Genomic DNA, 20,682 nt, shown 5'->3' on the forward strand with positions numbered 1-20,682 from the left:
TTCAGGTCAGGCGCCAGTCGGGTTATGATTCCAAGCCGCCGTCGGCTATCGTCGATCGCGGCTTTTTTGCATTTCTAGGAGATCTTTTCCATGAGCACGCCTGTCGACGATGATAGCCACGTGTGGGTGACTTGGGAGAAATACAACCGCCTGATCGAACGCCTGACGCTGCAGGTGTATCAGTCTGGTTGGGAGTTCGACCTGATTCTATGCCTGGCGCGCGGCGGCGTACGGGTGGGCGACGTGATGTCGCGTATTTTCGATGTGCCGTTGGGTATCCTGGCGACCAGTAGCTACCGCGAGGCTGCCGGCACCAAGCAAGGCGAGCTGGATATCGCCAAGTTCATCACCATCACGCGTGGCGCTCCGGCGGGGCGGGTGTTGCTGGTGGACGATATGGTGGATACGGGCCTGACGTTCAACCGCGTGCGCGAGCATTTGCAGGAGCAGTTCCCTGCCATCACCGAATTACGCAGCGCGGTGTTGTGGTGGAAGGGGCACTCCAAGGCGATTCCGGACTACTACGTGGACAAGCTGCCCACCAACCCCTGGATTCACCAGCCGTTCGAGGACTACGACAGCTTGCGTCCGCATCAGCTCGAGGCCTGGATCCGCAAGGGCTCGACTTCTGTGTGATATCCCGGCGGGCAGGGCGGTTTCCTGCTGGCCCGGCTCTTCGCCAGGGGAGTGTTGTATTGAGGTTCGGTGTGAGTAGTATCAAAATACTCAAACCGTGCTAGAATCTCGGGTTATCGCTAAACCCCATAGGGGGGTGCCAGGGTGCACGGGCGTGGTTTATTGCAGTTTTTTGCTTAGCGGCTCGCTTGTATAGGGGCGCCGGGCTCAAAAAACGAGCCTGAATAGGGCAGAGACCTATCAACAAACCATGCCAGGCTTGCAGTCAGCGCGCCCTGTGTTTTTAACTTTTTTGTTACCCCAAGCAGGCCTACTACTTTTATGCCTATTGTCCGACTGAAGGAAAACGAACCGTTCGAAGCCGCCCTGCGCCGCTTCAAGCGCACCATCGAAAAGACCGGTTTGCTCACCGAGCTGCGTTCGCGCGAGTTCTACGAGAAACCCACGGCTGAGCGCAAGCGCAAGCACGCCGCCGCGGTCAAGCGCCACTACAAGCGGATTCGTAGCCAGCAACTGCCCCCCCGCATGTATTGATTTTTGATTCCCGAATTTATTGATTCCAGAATCATTTATTCAAGACTTACTCGCCCGGGTCGATGTCGCAGACGTCGTCGGGCGATATGTGCAGTTGCGAAAGGGTGGGGCCAATTTGCTTGGCCTGTGCCCCTTTCATAACGAAAAAAGCCCGTCGTTTACCGTCAGCCCGACCAAACAGTTCTACCATTGTTTCGGTTGCGGCGCGCACGGTACCGCCATCACCTTCCTGATGGAACACACGGGCGCGAGTTTCCCCGAGGCCGTGCGCACGCTCGCCGGCTCGGTGGGAATGACAGTCCCCGAAGAAGACCGCAGTCCGCGCCAGCAAGCCGAATCGGCACGCCGCAAGGCGGAAACCTCACGTCATACCCAGGTTCTTGATGCTGCCCAGGCGCATTATCTGCAGCAGCTGCGCGCGTCGCCCGCCGCTATCCAGTACCTGAAACAACGCGGCCTGACCGGCGAAATCGCCGCGCATTTTGGCTTGGGTTGGTCGGGTACCGACCGCCATGGTTTGTCCAAGGTCTTCGAGCATTACGATGATCCGACACTGGTCGAGGCCGGGCTCGTCATCGAGTCCGAAGACGGCCGCCGCTACGATCGCTTCCGCGAACGGGTGATGTTTCCGATCCGTAATGCACGCGGCAGCCTGATCGGCTTTGGCGGGCGGATTATCGGCAAGGGCGAGCCTAAATACCTGAATTCGCCCGAAACGCCGCTGTTTTCCAAGGGCCAGGAGCTCTATGGCCTCTGGGAGGCGCGTCAGGCTATCCGCAAAGAAGGCCAGGTAATCGTCGTCGAAGGCTACATGGACGTGGTGGGGCTGGCTCAGCAGGGCATCGCCCACGCTGTCGCCACGCTCGGTACAGCGACCACGCCAGATCATGTCAAAAAGCTTCTCCGGGCTAGCGACAAGGTCGTCTTCAGCTTCGATGGTGATGGCGCCGGCCGTCGGGCGGCTTGGCGAGCCTTGCAGGCGTGTTTGCCTGTCTTGCGGGACGATATATCGATCCGTTTTCTGTTTTTGCCCGCCGAACACGACCCGGATTCTTACGTTCGCGAGCTTGGGGCAGAGGCGTTTCGGGCAAGCCTGGGCGAGGCGATGGCGTTGTCGCGCTTCCTGCTCGAGGAACTCGCCTCACGGCACAACCTGAGCGAAGCAGAAGGTCGAGCCAGCTGCCTGCACGAGGCCAAGCCATTGCTGGCGGCCATCCCTGAATGCACCCTGCGCCTGCAAATCGAGCGCGAAATGGCGCGCCAGGTGCAATTGACGCCCGAGGAAATGGCCCAGATCCTCGCCCAGGCGCCCGCACGTCCGTTTGTGCCGCCAGGCGCAGGCAAGCCTGCTGCAGGCAAGCCGCCCAGTTCAGCCGCTGCTGCCTCCTCGCCCGCTGGGGGGCCAGCAACTGCCTCATCCGCGTCCGCAGGCAGCGACGGCTACGATCCCTTTGATGTGCCCCCCCCGGATTTCGACTACGAGCCAGTGGGTTTCGGTTACGACGACCACCCGCCTCCCGATATGGCTTTTGATGCGCCGGCTCCGGATACGGGCTGGCGCGACCGGGGAGGCTCAAAGGGAAACTGGCAGGGCGGCAAGAAAGGCAACTGGCAGGGCGGCAAAAAAGGCGACTGGAAGGGCGGCAAGGGCGACTGGAAAGGCAAGCGCGACGACGGCATCGGCGGTTACGAAGGGCGGCGCACCATGCCGTCCATGGCCAAACGGCTGCTGGCATTGCTGCTGGCGCACCCTGAATTAGTCGACACCATGGGTGACCAGCAGCTTGAAGTCCTGGACAAGGGACCCCATCTAGGATTGGTCAGAGACTTGATCATGCTGGCACAAACCAGCGGTGCGCGCCACGTGGGCGCGCTGTTGCAGGCTGCCGATCCGGATTCCGACTTGGCCACGGTGCTGAAAAGCATGCGTGCGGACCTGCTTGCCCAGGAAGACCTGCCCGAGCCCCAAACCGAATGGGACGACGCGCTGCGGCGCATCGAGTTCGACGCGGCGCGCGCAGAAATGGCCAAATTGGCCGAAACGGGATTGAGCAGCGCAGACGCCCTGCAGCGTTACCAGGAACTGTCCGCGCGACTAACGGTCTTAAAACATAGTGGTATCCGTTAATTACGGTACAATTAAAGGTTTTCCAGCGGTATGTCGTCGTCAGCTGCGACGCTCTATAGGGGCGGGCGTGTTGATTACGTTTATTTTGCCGCCGGAGTTGTTACAATTAAAGGTGGCGAGTACGCAAGTCCGGCCAGGGTTTGGCCAGCGGTGTTGAACGGATGGGGCTGTGTCTATTGCAGCAGCGTGGGGTAGAGATCCCCTCAGACTGCCAGCCTGTCGCAGGCAAGACAGCCCATCACAATGCCCGGAAACCCGACCGGAACGAGTTCGCGATACGAGATGCTCCTGGGCCGATTGGCCAGAGGGGGCTTCTGTGGGGTCCGATGAGCGGCCCGCGTTACAGACAATGTAGCGCACGCGATTTCAGCGCGCTTGCCTGTTTTACCCGCATCGACCGGATTGCGGCGCTTTGGCGCGTGCGGCCGGCCCTTGTGGTGCAATAGCCCCAATCACGGGTTGCGACGACCACGGAAGCGACTATGACCAGAACATCAGGCAAAACCTCCCCTGCAAATGATGCGACCGACACGCCGGTCAAGACGGCCAAGCGTGCTGTCAGCATGGCAGCGGAAAAAGCGCCTGCCAAAGCGGCAGTGAAGGTCTCTAAAACAGCGACGAAAACCGCTGCTAAAAAAGCAGCAAAACCCGCAACCGGAGAGAAAGCGGTCAAGGCAACGCGCACGAAAAAAGCCGAAGACAAGCTGGCTGATCTGATGGGCGGCGGTGCCCGGCCCTCGAGCGGCCGTCGTCCTGGGCGTCCCGCGAAAAACGCGAACAACGACAACGACAGCTTCGACGATCCGATGGACGGCGAAGGCGAGGTCCTGCCCGATCTCAAGCCGCCCAAGCGTGGCGGCAAGCGTGGCAAGGCCGATCCCAAGGATCTGATCGCCCGCGGCCCTGTTTCGCCCGAGGAATACGAAGCCCGCCGCAATCGGCTCAAACAGCTGATCAAGCTGGGCAAGGATCGCGGCTACCTGACTTATGGCGAAATCAACGATCATCTGCCCGATGATCTGGTTGACGCCGAAGCCATCGACGGCATTATCAGCACGTTTAGCGACATGGGGATCGCGGTCTACGATCAGGCCCCCGACGCCGAAACGCTGCTCATGAGCGAAAACGCCCCGGTTGCGTCTAACGACGACGATGTCGAGGACGAAGCCGAAGCCGCGTTGACCACGGTGGACTCCGACTTTGGCCGTACGACGGACCCGGTGCGTATGTATATGCGCGAAATGGGTTCGGTCGAACTGCTGACGCGCGAAGGCGAAATCGAAATCGCCAAACGCATCGAAGACGGCCTGAAGCACATGGTGATGGCGATCTCGGCCTGCCCGACTACCATCAACGAGATCCTCAACCACGTCGCGCGCGTGCGTGACGGGCAAGCGCAGATCGACGAAGTCGTCGACGGCCTGGTCGATCCCGAAGACGGCGAAGAATACGCCGGCGCAGGTGTGACGGCTGAGGAAGATGAGAGCGATGACGGCCCCGCCGGCGGTATGTCGAGCAAGCAGCTCGAAGACCTGCGCGTCAAGGCCTTGGCCAAGTTCGACGAAATCGCCAAGCAGTTCGCCACGATGCGTCAGTCGTACGAACAGGACGGCTACAAGTCCGAGGTGTACGTCAACTCCCAAGAAGCCATCTTGAACGAGATGATGGGCATCCGCTTTACCGCCAAAATGGTGGAAAAGCTGGCCGATACGCTGCGTGCTCAGGTTGAGGAAGTCCGCCAGCTCGAACGTGCCGTGCTGCACACCTGCGTGGATCGCGCAGGCATGCCGCGCAGCCACTTCATCAAAGTATTCCCGGGCCAGGAAACCAACTTGGAATGGGTGTTGACCGAAGTCGCCGCAGGCCATCCGTATTCCGAAACGCTCGAGCGCCAAGTCCCCGCCGTCCAGGAGCTGCAGCAAAAACTGATCGACCTGCAAACGCGCGTCGTGCTGCCGCTCAAGGACCTCAAAGACGTCAACAAGCGCATGGCCACCGGCGAAGCCAAGGCTCGCAAGGCCAAGCGCGAAATGACCGAGGCCAACTTGCGTCTGGTGATCTCGATCGCCAAGAAATACACCAACCGTGGTTTGCAGTTCCTGGATCTGATCCAGGAGGGCAACATCGGCTTGATGAAGGCCGTGGACAAGTTCGAATACCGTCGTGGCTACAAGTTCTCCACGTACGCAACGTGGTGGATCCGTCAGGCCATTACGCGTTCGATCGCCGATCAGGCGCGTACCATCCGTATTCCGGTTCACATGATCGAAACGATCAACAAGATGAACCGCATCAGCCGTCAGATTCTGCAGGAAACGGGTGGCGAGCCCGATCCCGCGACGCTGGCGCAAAAGATGGACATGCCTGAGGACAAGATCCGTAAGATCCTCAAGATCGCCAAAGAACCGATCTCCATGGAAACGCCGATCGGTGACGATGATGATTCGCACCTGGGCGATTTCATCGAGGACACGGCTACGTTGGCGCCTTCCGATGCGGCTTTGCATGGTTCGATGCGCGATGTCGTCAAAGAAGTGTTAGACTCTCTGACCCCGCGTGAAGCCAAAGTTTTGCGTATGCGTTTCGGTATCGAAATGAGCACCGACCAGACTTTGGAAGAAGTGGGCAAGCAATTCGACGTTACGCGTGAGCGCATTAGGCAAATAGAGGCTAAAGCGCTGCGCAAGCTGCGCCACCCCAGTCGAGCCGACAAGCTCAAGAGCTTCCTCGAAGGGCAATAAGCAGTCAGTTTTAATGGCCCTCTAGCTCATGCTTGGTTAGAGCAGCGGACTCATAATCCGTTGGTGCTCGGTTCGACTCCGAGGGGGGCTACCAAGTAAATATGCGGGTTTCCGGTTGATTCGGAAACCCGCATTTTTTATGCATTGCGGATTTTCCCGTACAAGGTTCATTCCGCGTAGATGGGGTTTCGCATCCGTATCGGTCCAGGGCGTTGCTTGGAGCAAAAGTCATGCATATTCCTCATGACTAAGTGAGTACGCATCGTTTTTCAGTTGAGCAGCGCATGCCGATAATTTCTAGGTATCTGAACCACTGTCGGTTTGAGAGTCCTGGAGACACAGTCATGACGCAGCAAGCCCCTGTAAATACAGTCGTTAAACCGCTGACCGGAATACGCATCGTTGATTTCACTCGGGTGTTGGCAGGCCCCTATTGCGCAATGTTGCTCGCTGATCTGGGAGCTGAAGTCGTCAAGATCGAGATCCCCGGCACGGGGGATCCTTTGCGCGTACAAGGGCCGCCATATCATGCAGGCATAGGGGTCACGTTTCTGGCTACAAACCGCAACAAGCGGTCGGTGACAGTAGACATGCAAACGCAAGAAGGTAAGGAGCTGGCTTATCAGTTATGCATGCACGCGGACGTCGTGTTGGAAAATTTCCGGCCTGACGTGATGCCGAGATTAGGCTTGGGTTACGAACGATTGTCCGCGCAGCGGCCTGAGCTGATCTACGCGTCGATATCGGGCCTGGGGGCGGACGGACCGGATCATTTGCAAGGGGCTTTTGATCTGACGATACAGGCGTTGGGGGGGTATATGAGTATCACCGGCGAACGGGACGGTGCGCCAGTGAAGCTGGGCACTTCCGCCTTTGATATCGTAGCCGGCATGAATTGCTATGCAGCCGTGCTTGCCGCGCTGCTCCAGCGCAAGGAAACCGGGCTGGGTCAGAAAGTCGAAACCAGCCTGCTGGAAGGCGAGGTTGCCTTCCTGGCGAATGTGGCGCTGGAATATCAATTGACTGACAAAATCCCCGGGAAATGGGGGTCGGAGCATTCACAGCTGGTGCCGTATAAAGCGTTTCAGGCTAAGGATGGTTGGCTGGTCGTGGCAGCAGGTTATCAGAATCAGTTTGCAGCCTTTCTGGGGGTGCTGGAACGAGAGGATCTGTTGGTAGATAAGCGTTACGCGAGCGAAGCCGACCGAGTCCTGAATAGGGATACGTTATACGCCACACTGGATGATGAGGTCGCAAGACATTCTGTCGAAGGTCTGCTGGGGCGGTTGGAGGCGGCCAGAGTGCCCTGCGCACCGGTCAATGATCTTTCGCAGGTATTCACTCATCGCCAGGTGAGACATCGGCAGATGCTCTGTGAGGTCGAACATCCTGGCTACGGCAAGCTGCCGCAGGTCGGAGCGGCCGCGAAGTTTTCGGCCTTTGATGTTGCTGCGCAGTGGACTGCGCCTCCTACGCTAGGCGAGCACACTAGCGAAGTGCTGGGCGAGTGGTTGGGTCTGGATGATGGCCGTATCGCGGCGCTGCGTGAGGTAGGCGCGATCTGATGAGATCACGCTAGCCAGTCCGCTCGGACGCGGCTTCTTCTAGCAACCACTGACGCAAAAGTTCCAATCTCGTGTCGGAACGTTTGGCCGGTGGATAAACAAGACAGTATGCGTCTTGGCCTTCGAATGGGGACTCGAATGGTATGACGAGCCTGCGGGCTGCTATATCTTCCCTGACGAGCAGCCGTGGCAGCAGCGCGACCCCCAGGCCCGCCACGGCGGCCTGCATGATCATATAAAAGTGCTCAAAGCGGGGGCCGGCCCATGCGTTGACGGTACTGCCGCCCTTGGCGACCAGCCAATCGCTCCACCAATTTGGCCGGTGTATTTGCTGCAGCAGTGTATGCCCAGCAAGATCCGTCGGACGTTTTAGGCGAGGCTGCGAGCTTCGGTAGTCGGGCGAGCACACGAGGACCAAGTCTTCTCCGACAAGGCGATCTGACATTACGCCAGGCCAGTCGCGACGGCCAAAGTAAATCGCGGCATCTATTTTCTCTGCTTCGAAGTCAAAGGGTTTTGCTCGGGTTGCCAGGCTGACGAGCACTTGCGGATGCGCTGCGCTGAAACGGTCCAGCCTGGGAATCAGCCATTTGACGCAAAACGCTGGCGGTGTGGCAAGGGTCAGGATACCTCCGGCGCCACGGTTTGCGAGCAGATTGATCGTCGCGGTTTGCATTTGCTCGAGCGCAGAGCGGATTTCGCCGACATAGGAACGGCCGGCCTGAGTCAACTCCAGCCGCTGTTTGACGCGCTCAAAGAGCAAAACACCGAGATAGTCTTCCATGACCCGTATCTGTCGGCTCACCGCGCTTTGCGTCAGGTTGAGTTCGACTGCCGCTTTGGTGAAGCTGAGATGACGGGCCGCGGCCTCAAAGGTCCGTAGCGCAGCGAGAGAAGGAAGTTGCCAGCCCATGATGCACGTAAGTTATACCAAAAGCTCATGATGTGACAAGCATACATCGCTTGTTATGCCTATATAAAGCGGACCAGAATAAGTCATGTTCAATTTCATCACGACAAAATTGCATGACTACAAAGGCTTTTTACGATCGGCCTGCCATGAGCGATATATGGGGCGTGGCGGCATCTCTCGCCAGCCGAGTCACGGAGATGCGAACGGATGTGTTGGTCCTAGGCGGTGGCATGGCCGCATATCGTGCCGCAGTCGCCGCGCGTAATGAGGGTGTCGAAGTGGTGCTGGCCTATCGCGGGCGCGGCGCTTCACCCTATGTGATTGGCTTTAATGCCCCATTGGGACACAGCGATGACCGGGACAGTCCAGACGTCTATTTCGACGATATGGTGCGTGGTGGTTATGGTCTGAATGACAGGCGGTTGGTGAGGCGGTTGGCGCACGGCGCCGCGGACGCTTATCGCGAATTGCAGGCGTTGGGCGTGCCATTTGCTATGCAAGCAGAAGGAGGGCGTGCATTGCAGCGCCACCTGTCCGGAAACTCCTATGCGCGCTCTGTATACGTGCCTGATGGAACGGGACGTGCGGTCATCGATACCTTGATTAGGCATGCTCGAACGCTAGGGGTAGTCGAGCGAGGGGGTGAGAAGGTCATCGGATTGTTGCATGGAGATGCGGGCGTACAAGGCGCACTGTTATGGAAGCCGCACACCGAGCAGCTGACACTGGTTCGTGCGCGCACCGTGGTCGTCGCAATGGGAGGCCTGGGACAACTCTACGCAGATAGCACGTATCCCGTAGATGTTGCCGGCGATGCCTGTGCGATGGCCTATGAGGCGGGAGCGACGCTGATCGATATGGAGTTCATGCAGTTTGAACCTGTGGTAACGATATGGCCGTCACAATGCCGCGGCATGGAGATGCCAACCGCAATGCTGGGCGACGGGGCACAGCTACGGAACGCGGCGGGTGAACGATTCATGCTCCGGTATAACCCGCCGCATGCCGAGCGCCAGATCGAGAAGGCGCGTATGGCTTTGTATATCCAACAGGAAATCGACGAGGGTCGGGGATTGCCTGAGGGCGGCGTGTGGTTCGATGCCACGTCGTTGGATGCAGCTACACGGGAAAGCTATGTTTCCCACTGTTCGCGATTGCGTGCGGCAGGCGTCGACCCGGCGAACCAGGCTGTGATCGTGGCGCCCGCAGCGCACAGTGCGATGGGCGGCATACTCATCGACGATTGTGGATGGACGGGCATAACGGGTCTCTATGCAGCGGGTGAAGCTTGCGGCGGCGTACACGGCGCGAGCCGTATTGCAGGGAATGGTTGCAGTGACACGCTAGTCTTTGGCGCAGTAGCGGGAAGGCATGCGGCACGCGCTGCGCGAGCGTTGGATCGTACCAATGAAGAGCCGATTAATGCCTCGCTACGAGCATTGAGCCGCTGGTGGGGCGAGCAGCAGGACGATCCTGTCCCGCTGAAGCAACATATTCGACAGACGGTAGCCGGTCATGCCGGAATCTGGCGTTGTGCCACGGGACTGAGTCAAGGTTTAACAACGTTAGAGCAGATCAACGTCAAGCTGCAAAGCATGCGTGCCAGAACCTTGGCTGGCGCGGTGGCGTTGCTGGAGACAGAGCGCATGACCCGCTGCGCCATCATGGTCTTGGCAGCGGCGCTGCAACGTACGGAAAGCCGTGGCGCACATCAGCGTACAGACTTCCCTCAAATCGATACGCGATGGTTGACGCATCTTTCATTCGACCGATATGGGAAATTTTCCCCGCGCGAAATTCCGATTCATTGACATTCATCAGTTGGAGACATTGTGGACTTCGAACCTACAGAAGAACAACGCATGGCGCTTGATGGCTGGCGCCGTTTTGTGGAAAACGAAATTGCACCTGTAGTCTTGCCTTTTCGCGATCATGCATTTTCGCCGGACGTCGCGCATCAGTTGCTGTCGATGATGGCGCCTTATGGTGTGGGATCGGGTTGGGTCCCCGAGGAGGGCGGTGGTACAGGCTATGACTTTCTGACCAGCGGCTTGCTATTCGAGGAGTTGGCACGCGTATCGCCTGATGCAGCCGGGCTTGCATGGGTGGCCGAAGGGGCTGCGCTAAAGCTCTACGCGAATGGCTCCGCCGCATTACGTGACCGTTATCTGCCAGGAATGTTGAGCGGCGAGATCATCGGCTGTTCGGCGATCAGCGAGCCGGGTATTGGGTCCAGCGTGCGAGAAATGCGGACCCGTGCAACGCGAGACGGCAACTATTTCCGTATTTCTGGCGAAAAAATGTGGACCTCTAATGCCTCGGTCGCAGATGTCGCGATCGTCGTGGCATGTACAGGAGAGCAGGAGTTTTCCATGTTTTTGGTTGATCGGCGCGAGCACGGATTCGAAACCAGGGAAATAGAAAAGCTCGGCCTGAATGGTTGGTCCATGGGGCAGATGGTGTTCGATGATGTGGTGGTCCCCGCCGAGAATCTATTGGGAACGTTAGGAGCGGGATTGCGGGAAACCATGAAAGGTTTCGATCGTTCACGTTGTTTCGTGTCCACTCTGGCTCTAGGCATCGCACAAGCATCTTTGGACAACGCAGTGTCTTACGCCGGCGAGCGGACTCAGTTCGGGAAACCTATCGCGGGGCATCAGCTCGTACAGGGATTGCTGGCCGAGATGGTGAGCGAGCTCGATGCATCCCGTTTACTGGTGTATCGGGCGCTGTCAATGATGTCGCAGGGAAAACGCTGCGAAATGGAGGCTGCCATTGCGAAGTCGTTCACCACGGAAGCCGCACAGCGCATTACATCCAAGGCCATACAGGTGCATGGCGCGTTTGGTTTGACGCGTGAGTTCCCCGTCGAGCGCCATTTCCGAAACGCACGCATGCTCACCATCCCTGACGGAACTACTCAGATCAATCAATTGATCATTGGCCGAAAGCTGACCGGCATGGATGCTTTTCACTAGCTACTGATAAATAACGTACTGGAGGAGTCGATAACTATGAAAAAAACTTTGATCATGGGCGCGTTAGGCGTCCTCATGAGTTTCCCTGTCATGGCCGCGTCGTGGCCGACCGAAAAACCCATTCGCATTGTGCATGGCTTTTCTGCGGCAGCAGCGACTCAGATGCTGGCTCAGGACATAGCGGAGCAACTGCATGCGAAGGTCGGTGCGACGGTATATGTGGAGCCACGGCCAGGGGCGGGGGGGAACATCGGCGCCGACGTCGTCGCGAAATCGGCGCCGGATGGCTACACCTTGTATGTCGCCACCTCGGCGACGCAAGCGATCAATCCATTGATCTACAGGAAGCTGCCTTTCGATACGCAAAAGGACTTTGCTCCAATTTCCATATTGGGTGACGTGCCGAATGTGCTGATCGTGAACAAGAATCTGCCGGTCAACACACTCGCCGATTTCGTGGCACTGGCGAAGTCCCAGCCCGGTAAGCTCCATTATGGATCCAGCGGAAACGGGACCTCTATGCATCTCGCTGCAGAGCAGTTCAAGATGGCCGCGGGTGTTGACATTCAGCACGTTCCGTATCGGTCTTCCGGCACTGCCGTCACGGATCTCATGGGAGGGCAGATCGATGCGATGTTCCATCAAGTGCCGGCCGTGATCGGTATGATACAGAGTCAGAATCTGAAGGCGTTGGCGGTGACGACGCGTGAGCGCGTGGAGGCACTGCCAGATGTGCCCACTGTCGGCGAAACTTATCCGGGTTTTGAATCGATGACCTGGTATGGCTTGTTCGCCCCGGCGGGGACGCCGGAGGCGATCGTTCAGCAGGTCAATCAGGTCGTCACGGCAGCCTTAAAAGGCGACCTCGGCAGAAAACTGCTAGCCATTGGCATTACGCCGCGCCCGTCATCTCCGGAGCAAACTGCCGCGGCTGTCTCGAGCGACTCCGCTCATTGGAAGGTGGTGGTGGACCGTGTGGGCGTGCATCTGGATTGAGGCAACGTCCTCCCTATTTGGCGCATTGACCGCGTTGTGCCTTGCGTTCAGGGCCTCGGGAAGAAGGATGCTGTCACACTCGAGGCCTTATTTGTTCCTTTGGAGCGATAGCGCCAACGGCACTAACTATTACATCCCAGGATCGCATCCTTGATCGCAGTCAGCGCATTCCGGATCTTCAGCGAATTCTTCAGCCGTTCCTGCAGCATGATGAATACCGGCACCGATTTTTCGGTCCGGTAGCCTGGAAAGATCCTGACCAGTGTTTTCTCGGCACTTGCAGATAGGCTCATCACGTTAGGCAACAGGCCGACGCCTTGCCCTTCCTTGATCATTTGAAAGATCGCGCCCCAGTGATTGATCGCCATCACTTCATTGATCATGACTTGTGCTTTATCGCCCTGGTCATTGACGAGCGACAGCTTTTCTCCAGAAGAAAAGCCGGGCTGATTGATAAACGGATGTTTTTCGAGGTCCGAGATTTGTTGTATGCCGTTATTTTTTTCGAGGTATTCCTTCGAGCAAAATAACAGGCCATGAATTGTCCCGACGTTAAATGCCATCAACCTTTCATTTTTGGTCGGCCCCACCCGGATCATCAAGTCGACATCGTCGCTCATTGATTCCGACTGCCCGTCGTAGAACCGCAGCTCAACTCGTACGTCGGGGAAAATGCTGCGGATTTTCAGCAAGGCAGACGACATGATGTAGTCGTCGAAACAAATCGGCACAGCGATACACAGCGTACCCGATGGACTGGTGTCGAGCGATTTGATTGCATGCAGACCCGCATCGACGCTTTCGATGGTGTTTATGCTCAGTTCATAGAATTTTTTACCGGCCTCGGTGCACGATAGCGACCGCGCAGTACGGGTCAGGAGCTGAATGCCTAGATGCTCTTCCAACCGAGCCAAACGCTCACTGATGGCCGGTTGGCCCACGTTCAGTTCGCGGGCAGCGCCAGAAAGCGTTCCGCAATCTACCACGCGAATATATATTCGCATCGCAGCCAGCATGTCCATAGATGTACGTCACATTTCTGTGTGAAATAATTGACACTATAACCATCTATCTCAGAGCGTGCTTTAGGACTGCAGGCGTGATTAGGGGGCAACACATGACGCTACATCGTTATTTTTGAATAAGCTCGCCGAAAAACATATACCCCTGTTGTCGTACATTCATCAGCGGCAGCTTGCTCCCATTCAGGATGGCTTTCTTTTTCAGGCGGCTGATTGCGACAGTCAAGGTACGCATGGCGGGATGGCCGGCGGCTGAGGATTCGTCACCGTCGGTTTGGTCAGGATCGAATTGCTCGAGCGATGCCAGATCGATCGGCGTGTCGGGGTTTCGATGCAACTCAATAAAGATCCGGCGCTCGTGCTTGGATAGTTCCAGCTTGTTGCCGGCAGGGGTTTGCAGGATCCAGAAGTCGTGACACAGCGTCCAGGTCTCTCTGGTATTCGAGTCTGGCGCAGCACTGGCGGTGCTACGGATTGGCTTGACGGGCCGCGCCGGTTCAGGCTTCGGGCTTGGTGCGAGTGGGGAGTGCGCGGAGAGCGCAACGGGATGCTTGCGGAAAAACGTATGCAGATTCGCTGCCAGTTCTATGGCGCCAAAGTCACTGTTAAGACAGGCATCGGCGCCTGCGAGTAATGCCTGGCTCTTATGGGTCTCATCATTGAAGGCGCCTATGGCCAAGACAAAATGGTGAGGCGATTCGCCGCGGAATCTGGGCAGCTTCATGAAAAGCGCGTCGTCCGTGACATCGACAATATAGACGCCTAGATGGGGTGTCTGGGCAACGGTCGACGGCAACAACTGGCTGTTCTCCATCTGGATGGACGAGTAGCTAAATTGACCAAGATACTCCTTGGTGCGGTGCGCTAACGAAGCGTCGTCTATAGACAGATATACGGGCATGATATTTTTGCGGCAATCAGGAATGATGCTGACGCTCAGGGGCCCGCGTGCAAGGGCTCTCGGTGCCTGAGCTTGGAAACATTGCGTTCAATCCTACGGAATCGTGAGGCCCAAATAAAGTCATCTGTCCCGATAATAAGTATCGGTTTTGCAAGGTTGATCTCGGGGCTGAAGTTGGATAGGTCACCGTTCATCGCACAAACATCTCTGCCGTGTGATGTAAATCCGTGCAAAGAATCGTCAGGTTGCGCCTGACTTCGACGCCGCTGACCGCGCGCCGCGTGCATGCGGCATCGTAGGGGGAACATCTCGCTATCTCAGCCCGGTCTGTAATGCTATAACAATGGCTCTCTCCGGTGAGAAGGGCTATTTATCATGAGAGTGGCTCGTTCGAGATCGCTCGTTGCATTACTTGTTATTGCCAGTCTTTGTATCCCGATCGTTAGCGCTGTTCTGATCTCCCGGAACCTGGCGCTCCATTCCTATCAGCGTCAATTGACAGACTTGAGCGAGAGCATGCTCTCTCGCACGGAGGCGACACTCGACGAGGCCAAGGCAGCCCTTGAGGCAATAAAGCGCCACGCGAGCATCCCGTGTTCGGAGGGACATATCACCGAGATGCGTCGCCTGGTCGCCAATAATCGGTCTATTGTGGGGATGGGTTACCGCGGTGAGAACGGCCTGCTGAAGTGCAGCGATTACGGCCCGTCGAAAGTCGCCGCACCGCGTAGCGACGCAATATCCTATGTGATGGACAACGGCCTGCATATGATTCCCCGCCTGCAGACGCAGGTGGCGAATAACCAGCCGCGCAGTCTTCTTTACATCGGCAGCAATGAGGTGCTCGTAGACCCTCGAAACTTCACGGACATTGCGAGAACCAAGGACGCGCAGTTGGCTGTGACGCTGGATCAAGTCGGTCTGATTATGGAAAAGAATAATCCAGATCGAGAGCTCGTGCGTCTCGTGCAGAAAAAGCCGGCGTCGGGTTCGCAAGACACGCATGTATATGCGGTCGCCAAAGAAGGACCATGGACCGCCATTGCCATGAGCCCTATCGGCGTGATTGGTCCGGAGTTCAGCAAGCTGCTTTACGTGATGTTGCCGATTGCGATCGTGATATCCGTCCTATTTATCGTTCTGGGACTGGGACTGATCAGAAAGCGCACCTCGATTGAAGGCAGGCTCGCTACAGCAGTCAAAGAGCACGCGTTCACGGTGCATTATCAACCGATAATCGACCTGCGCACCGGTGCGTGTGTCGGGGCAGAGGCGCTGGCGCGATGGCCGCAGCCAAATGGCGAGTACATTGCGCCAGATATCTTTATTCCGCAGGCGGAAAAGAACGCGCTCATCTTTTCGATCACGGATCAGGTCATCGAGACGGTGGTCCGCGATATGGCCGAGACGCTGCTCGCGCAAAAGGATCTACATATTGCCATTAACGTCAGTGCTGCTGACATGTCCTCTGGCCGAGTACTGGGCGTATTGCGGCGGTTGTTGGCCGAGGCGAGCATTCCCAGCGAGCAGGTTTGGCTGGAGGCAACAGAGCGTGGTTTGATGGACATCGAATCGGCACGCCAGTCTATAGAACGAGCCCATACGGCTGGCCATTCAGTTGCGCTGGATGACTTTGGAACGGGATACGCCAGCCTCACCCATCTGGAGGCTCTACCGATTGACATGATAAAAATCGACAGGTCCTTCGTCGCCACGATCGGCAAGGTGACGGCAAAGAGTCCTGTCTTGCCTCATATCATCGACATGGCTAAAACACTGGATCTGCAATGTGTTGCAGAAGGTGTGGAGACTGAGGTTCAACTCGAGTATCTAGTCGGCAAGGGCATCGAATTTGCCCAAGGATGGTATTTCTCGAAACCCTTGCCTGCCGCGCAGTTCATCGAATTCCTGGCGCAATCACGCGCTGATTCGCTGCGTGCCCACTGAGCTCAAACGACCAAATATCCCCCATCAACCGGCATCACCACGCCCGTCATAAATGACGCCGCAGGCGAGCACAGGAATGCCACGCCATTGGCCACATCCTGCGGCGTGCCCCAACGCCCCAGCGGCGTACGAGACAGAATGGGTTGCGCGCGCTGAGGGTCGTCCTGCAGCGCTTGCGTCAGCGCCGTGGCAATCCACCCCGGTGCAATCGCGTTGACGCGAATTCCATCCTTGGCATAGGCAATGGCCAAGGATTTCGTCAGCTGGGCCACGCCACCTTTGCTTGCGGCATAGCCGGGCACCAGACCGCCGCCAAAAAAGCTAAGCATCGACGCCGTATTGACGATGCAGCCTTTGCTGGCTTTGAGCAACTCGCGCGCGCTGGCGCACATGCGCATGGTTCCGCTTAGATTGACGGCTACAACCTGGTCAAACACATCGGGATCCAGCTCCTCGCCGCGTTTGATGATCCCTGCGCAGTTCACGAGCATATCCAGCGCCTCGATCCGAGCGAATACGGCAGCGACTTGATCCGGTTTGGTCACGTCGGCTTCGATGACCTGTACATTGTCATCGAGAGATCCGTCACCGCGGCCCAGGCCAACCGCAATCACCTTTGCGCCCAGCCGTGCCAGCACATTGGCCACGCCCGCACCGATGCCTTGCGTAGCGCCGGTCACCAGCGCCGTTTTCCCTGCATATAAATCATTGGCGAACGTCATATCGCACTCCTTTCTTTTGCTTTGTTGTAGAGCCGGTGGGCCGTCAGATTCTGTTCCCTGACGCGCTCGTGCACCACGACGAACCGCGCGTCATGAGACCACAGCGATCAATACGTGGCTCGGCCTCCAGACAGATCGAACACCGCACCGGTGCTGAACGTGCAGGACGGTGAACACAGCCAGGACACCAGTTCGGCCACTTCCTGGACCTCGCCCAATCGTGCCATCGGGCTCTTGTTGATCATGGTTTGCACATGCTCGGGTGTCATCTGCTCCAATAGCGCAGTACGAATGGCGGCGGGCGCAATCGCATTGACCAGCACGCCGGTCTGCGCGAGCTCTTTGCCCAGTGACTTCGTCAGGGCGAGTACGCCGGCTTTGGACGCGCTGTAGGCCGATGCGTTGGGCGTGCCTTCCTTGCCTGCCAGCGACGCGATGTTGACAATGCGGCCGTAGCCGCTCGTACGCATGGCAGCCGCGACCGATTGGCATACGTGAAACACGCCCACCAGATTCACATTGATGATGCGTTGCCACGCGGCCGGGTCATAATCGATGAGCGGTACGGTTGGGCCGGACAAACCGGCGCTATTGACCAGAATGTCTACTCGGCCAAACTGGGTTTGAACCTTTTGCAGTGCCGCTGCAATGGTATCCGGCCGCGTCACGTCGACTTCGCAAAAGAGCGCGGCGGCATCCGTCCCGCGGCTCAGGTCCCAGTTCACCACCGTGGCGCCAGCATGCTGCAGTTGCGCGGCAATCTCGGCGCCAATGCCGTTGCCGGCGCCGGTGACGATGGCGATTTGTCCACTGAAGTCGTACTGCGCCCTGGATCGCCCGTGATCAGCGGATGAATTGCTTGACATAGTCCGCCCCTAATCCCACGGCCTCGAAATGTCGTTTACACATATCGATCTTGGTGAATACGTCCTCATATCCGTTGCCTTTGCCCCAAGGGTCGGTGTAGTACATCACGCCGTTGACTTGAAAGTAGGTAATCATTTCTTCGCAGTCTTCGGGCACATAGAGGGTGTGGGTCTCGCCTGGGGGCTCGAACACATATGAGCCTTCCTGCGCCCACCAGTCGTGCTCCAGATATTTCCATTTGCCTTTGAGGACGAAGCCATGCACGGCCTGGGGGTGGCGGTGCCGGCTCAACACGCCGGACTTGCGAACCTTCAGCAGATTCATCCAGTAACCCTGGCTGGCGTTCAGACAGAGGGGCCGGAACCAGACGTTCTCCGCCTGCGGGACCCATAGCCGCTCGTCTCTGGGGATAGCGCTTTCCACCACAATCTCGGGTAATGCCTCTACCGGATTAGGGTACTGATAGGGCATCATCGGGTTGGCATCTTTGTTATCAACGGGCATCACACCGCTCCTTGTCCATAATATGAACTATATGATTATAATATGGACATTATAGGGCGAGCGTTTCCAACCCAAAAGCGCCGTTTATAGGTATAAACCCTTGTCTTGAAGAAGGCGAAGCCGATCAGGCAGTCTGCACCAGGGCGACGCGCTTTCTCAGCCACATCGTCAACCCCAGGTTCGTGATGGCCAGCGCAGTCAGGACAAACAGCGTGCCCGTCGCGCCTATATGGGTGATCAGTGCGCCGCATACCAGCGGAGTGAACGCCTGGCACAGGAGCGAGGACCGGGCTAACTTGCCCATCACCGGGGCAAGCATGGTTGATGGCAGCAAGGCCAACGGCAAGGTGCCGCGCACCAGTGCGCGCAGCCCGTTTCCTATGCCGTAGCACACCATGCCGAGTGCTGCCGCGTGGGGGCTGATGAAAATCAATAGTAATCCGCCTGCGACAAAGCCCGCAGAGAGTAATCCCATCCAGATGGGATGCAGGCTTTTGAGGCTGAATGTGATTACACGCATGGCCACCATGCTCGGCCCGATCAGCGCACTGAGCGCGATGGCCGAGGCCAGACTATGTCCGGCGCCTTGCAAGAGCGCAATGATCTGTACGGATACTGCCGTCATCAATATGGCTGCAATGGAAAACACGCTCGATAGCAGCCAATAGGTACCCCGGGAGACGCCGCCTGATGGGGCTGTGGCTTGAACGGTTTTCTTTTGAATGGGTGAGGCAGGATCAGTCTTTATGTCCTGCGGCAGGGCTTTCAAATAAAGCGGAGCCATTACGGCAGCCAGCACGCCGGCGTAAGCCCAACACGTAACGCGCCACCCCAGCGGTTCGACCATCCAGGCCAGCACGGGCCAGACGACGGTCGTCGCAAAGCCCGCAATGAGCGTGATCGCGTTAATGACAGCTCGCGCGCGTTGCCCATACATAATGCCCAGCGTCGTGAACAGCGGGTCATACAGGCCACCGGCCATGCCTACGCCAATCAGCGCCCATCCTATGACGAACACAGCAATATTGGGAGCGAGACCAATTACACATAGCCCGGCCGCAACGATCCAACTCGATCCGATGAGCAGCTTGCGGCCTTGCCGGCGCGCGATATAGACATTCGCCCGTGGCGATAGCAGTGCCGATACCAAGACGCCGACTGTCAGCGAACCATAGATCCATGTCATGGACCATCCGGTATCGCGATGGATGGGCTCGGCCAGCACGGCAAGCAAAAAGAATGAGCCTCCCCAGATCAGGATTTGCGCAATACCGAGCAGCATGCTGTCGAAAAACGGTAATGCTGCTTGTCGCTGCGTATTGAGGCGCACGCGCCACTCCAGGGGTTCGGGAGTAATATGGTATCAGGCAGCTAGGTGCCGATCCCCCGACGGAGATCCGAGATGTCCTGCATGTCGTGCTGCCGCGCACGTAACAGTTCGCTACTCTCCGTCCCAAAGTCGCGCGGTTGCGAATTGCTTTGTTGCGATTGGCAGGGATGTCTTGCAGGCTCACGCAGTTTTGAGTAGGAACAGACGAGTAGAGTGAAAGGTCCCTCAATAACAACTGGAGCGTCTCATGCTTAATACATTCCCGAAGATGCGTCGCGCTGCGATGGCGGCGATGACGGTGGCAGTGGCAGGGCTCGTATTTTCCGGCTGCACCACGACCTCTGATAAAGCGTCGGCCAGTGCCGCCGAACAGAGACAGGAAATCAATAGCGGGGCGAACGCTGCGCTGAGCAAGCTGTACGAGGCATCGCCGCAGTCCAAAGCCTTGGTAGAGCGTGCCAGAGGGGTTCTGGTGTTTCCCTCCGTGTTGAGCGCGAGCTTCATCGTAGGCGCGCAGCATGGCAAGGGAGTGCTGCGGGTGGGCGGCGTGGATTCCGGGTACTACAGCACCACGACAGGCTCGGTAGGATTCCAGGCGGGCGCGCAGTCCAAAGCAGTCATTTTGCTGTTCATGACGGATGAGGCGCTGCAAAAATTCCGCAACAGCAATGGCTGGACGGTGGGGGCGGACGCGACAGTGGCTGTCGCCCATGTGGGGGCGAACGGCAACATTGATACTAATACCGCTCAGCAGCCCATTGTCGGCTTTGTTCTGAACAATGCCGGGCTGATGGCGGGCGTCTCGCTCGAAGGCGCGAAAATTTCCAAATTGGATCTCTGATAGAGCGACGGGGCGTCCGTTCGGGACGCCCATTCGGCAACTCAGCTTTCTTTCTTC

General features: G+C 57.6%; 17 protein-coding genes and 1 tRNA gene. 11 read left to right on the forward strand and 7 right to left on the reverse strand.

The genetic code is table 11. The features are described 5' to 3' along the window. Positions 1–90: 90 nt before the first annotated feature. The 6 genes from CAL20_RS09335 to CAL20_RS09360 all read left to right on the forward strand — a co-directional run bounded on the left by CAL20_RS09335 (position 91) and on the right by CAL20_RS09360 (position 7,604). Positions 91–636, forward strand: a complete 546-nt coding sequence (locus tag CAL20_RS09335) for a phosphoribosyltransferase (RefSeq protein ID WP_094820535.1) — start codon at positions 91–93, stop codon at positions 634–636. Between the two features lie 321 nt (positions 637–957). Then, on the forward strand, positions 958–1,170 hold the full coding sequence (gene rpsU, locus CAL20_RS09340; protein ID WP_012417992.1) for a 30S ribosomal protein S21: 213 nt from the start codon (positions 958–960) through the stop codon (positions 1,168–1,170). A gap of 19 nt (positions 1,171–1,189) precedes the next feature. Beyond that, a complete protein-coding gene (gene dnaG / locus CAL20_RS09345) occupies positions 1,190–3,298 on the forward strand; it encodes a DNA primase (protein ID WP_094820536.1) in 2,109 nt (702 codons plus the stop codon). A 482-nt stretch (positions 3,299–3,780) separates the two neighbouring features. Then, positions 3,781–6,039, forward strand: a complete 2,259-nt coding sequence (gene rpoD / locus CAL20_RS09350) for an RNA polymerase sigma factor RpoD (RefSeq protein ID WP_094837671.1) — start codon at positions 3,781–3,783, stop codon at positions 6,037–6,039. Positions 6,040–6,054: 15 nt separating this feature from the next. Next, a tRNA-Ile gene (locus CAL20_RS09355) sits at positions 6,055–6,133 on the forward strand. A gap of 250 nt (positions 6,134–6,383) precedes the next feature. Then, positions 6,384–7,604 (forward strand): CaiB/BaiF CoA transferase family protein, encoded by a 1,221-nt coding sequence (locus tag CAL20_RS09360; protein ID WP_094820538.1) that lies wholly within the window; start codon positions 6,384–6,386, stop codon positions 7,602–7,604. A 10-nt stretch (positions 7,605–7,614) separates the two neighbouring features. Here CAL20_RS09360 and gcvA read toward each other — a convergent pair whose 3' ends face one another. Continuing rightward, positions 7,615–8,517 carry a transcriptional regulator GcvA gene (gcvA, locus tag CAL20_RS09365; protein WP_094820539.1) on the reverse strand — a complete coding sequence of 301 codons (903 nt, stop codon included), beginning with the start codon at positions 8,515–8,517 and terminating at the stop codon, positions 7,615–7,617. 146 nt (positions 8,518–8,663) lie between these two features. Here gcvA and CAL20_RS09370 point away from each other — a divergent pair, with 146 nt between their 5' ends. The 3 genes from CAL20_RS09370 to CAL20_RS09380 are packed head-to-tail and all read left to right on the forward strand — an operon-like array spanning position 8,664 to position 12,491. Further along, a complete protein-coding gene (locus CAL20_RS09370) occupies positions 8,664–10,328 on the forward strand; it encodes an FAD-binding protein (protein ID WP_094837807.1) in 1,665 nt (554 codons plus the stop codon). A gap of 21 nt (positions 10,329–10,349) precedes the next feature. Then, on the forward strand, positions 10,350–11,495 hold the full coding sequence (locus CAL20_RS09375; protein WP_094820541.1) for an acyl-CoA dehydrogenase family protein: 1,146 nt from the start codon (positions 10,350–10,352) through the stop codon (positions 11,493–11,495). A gap of 36 nt (positions 11,496–11,531) precedes the next feature. Further along, positions 11,532–12,491 (forward strand): Bug family tripartite tricarboxylate transporter substrate binding protein, encoded by a 960-nt coding sequence (locus CAL20_RS09380; protein ID WP_094837672.1) that lies wholly within the window; start codon positions 11,532–11,534, stop codon positions 12,489–12,491. A 122-nt stretch (positions 12,492–12,613) separates the two neighbouring features. On the opposite strand, the gene CAL20_RS09385 is transcribed toward CAL20_RS09380, so the two are convergent. Beyond that, complete coding sequence (locus tag CAL20_RS09385) at positions 12,614–13,513, reverse strand: LysR family transcriptional regulator (protein ID WP_094837673.1); 900 nt, start codon at positions 13,511–13,513, stop codon at positions 12,614–12,616. A 109-nt stretch (positions 13,514–13,622) separates the two neighbouring features. Further along, complete coding sequence (locus CAL20_RS09390; RefSeq protein ID WP_143277054.1) at positions 13,623–14,414, reverse strand: helix-turn-helix domain-containing protein; 792 nt, start codon at positions 14,412–14,414, stop codon at positions 13,623–13,625. Between the two features lie 375 nt (positions 14,415–14,789). Between CAL20_RS09390 and CAL20_RS09395 the strand changes: the two genes are divergently transcribed. Further along, positions 14,790–16,361, forward strand: a complete 1,572-nt coding sequence (locus CAL20_RS09395; RefSeq protein WP_094837674.1) for an EAL domain-containing protein — start codon at positions 14,790–14,792, stop codon at positions 16,359–16,361. Between the two features lie 2 nt (positions 16,362–16,363). On the opposite strand, the gene CAL20_RS09400 is transcribed toward CAL20_RS09395, so the two are convergent. The 4 genes from CAL20_RS09400 to CAL20_RS09415 form a co-directional block, all read right to left on the reverse strand. Further along, positions 16,364–17,083, reverse strand: coding sequence for an SDR family NAD(P)-dependent oxidoreductase (locus tag CAL20_RS09400; RefSeq protein WP_094837675.1), 720 nt, complete (start codon positions 17,081–17,083; stop codon positions 16,364–16,366). 107 nt (positions 17,084–17,190) lie between these two features. Continuing rightward, positions 17,191–17,949 (reverse strand): SDR family NAD(P)-dependent oxidoreductase, encoded by a 759-nt coding sequence (locus CAL20_RS09405; RefSeq protein WP_094837676.1) that lies wholly within the window; start codon positions 17,947–17,949, stop codon positions 17,191–17,193. Next, entirely contained in the window at positions 17,927–18,454 is a 528-nt protein-coding gene (locus CAL20_RS09410; RefSeq protein WP_094837677.1) for a 2,4'-dihydroxyacetophenone dioxygenase family protein, read from the reverse strand. The genes CAL20_RS09405 and CAL20_RS09410 overlap by 23 nt, the downstream gene beginning before the upstream one ends. Before the next feature lie 124 nt (positions 18,455–18,578). After that, positions 18,579–19,784, reverse strand: coding sequence for an MFS transporter (locus CAL20_RS09415; RefSeq protein ID WP_217903909.1), 1,206 nt, complete (start codon positions 19,782–19,784; stop codon positions 18,579–18,581). A 247-nt stretch (positions 19,785–20,031) separates the two neighbouring features. Here CAL20_RS09415 and CAL20_RS09420 point away from each other — a divergent pair, with 247 nt between their 5' ends. Beyond that, positions 20,032–20,625, forward strand: coding sequence for a BPSL1445 family SYLF domain-containing lipoprotein (locus CAL20_RS09420; RefSeq protein WP_094820549.1), 594 nt, complete (start codon positions 20,032–20,034; stop codon positions 20,623–20,625). The last annotated feature ends 57 nt before the right edge of the window (positions 20,626–20,682 follow it).

Source organism: Bordetella genomosp. 4 (genome assembly GCF_002261185.1).
Taxonomy (GTDB): domain Bacteria; phylum Pseudomonadota; class Gammaproteobacteria; order Burkholderiales; family Burkholderiaceae_B; genus Bordetella_A.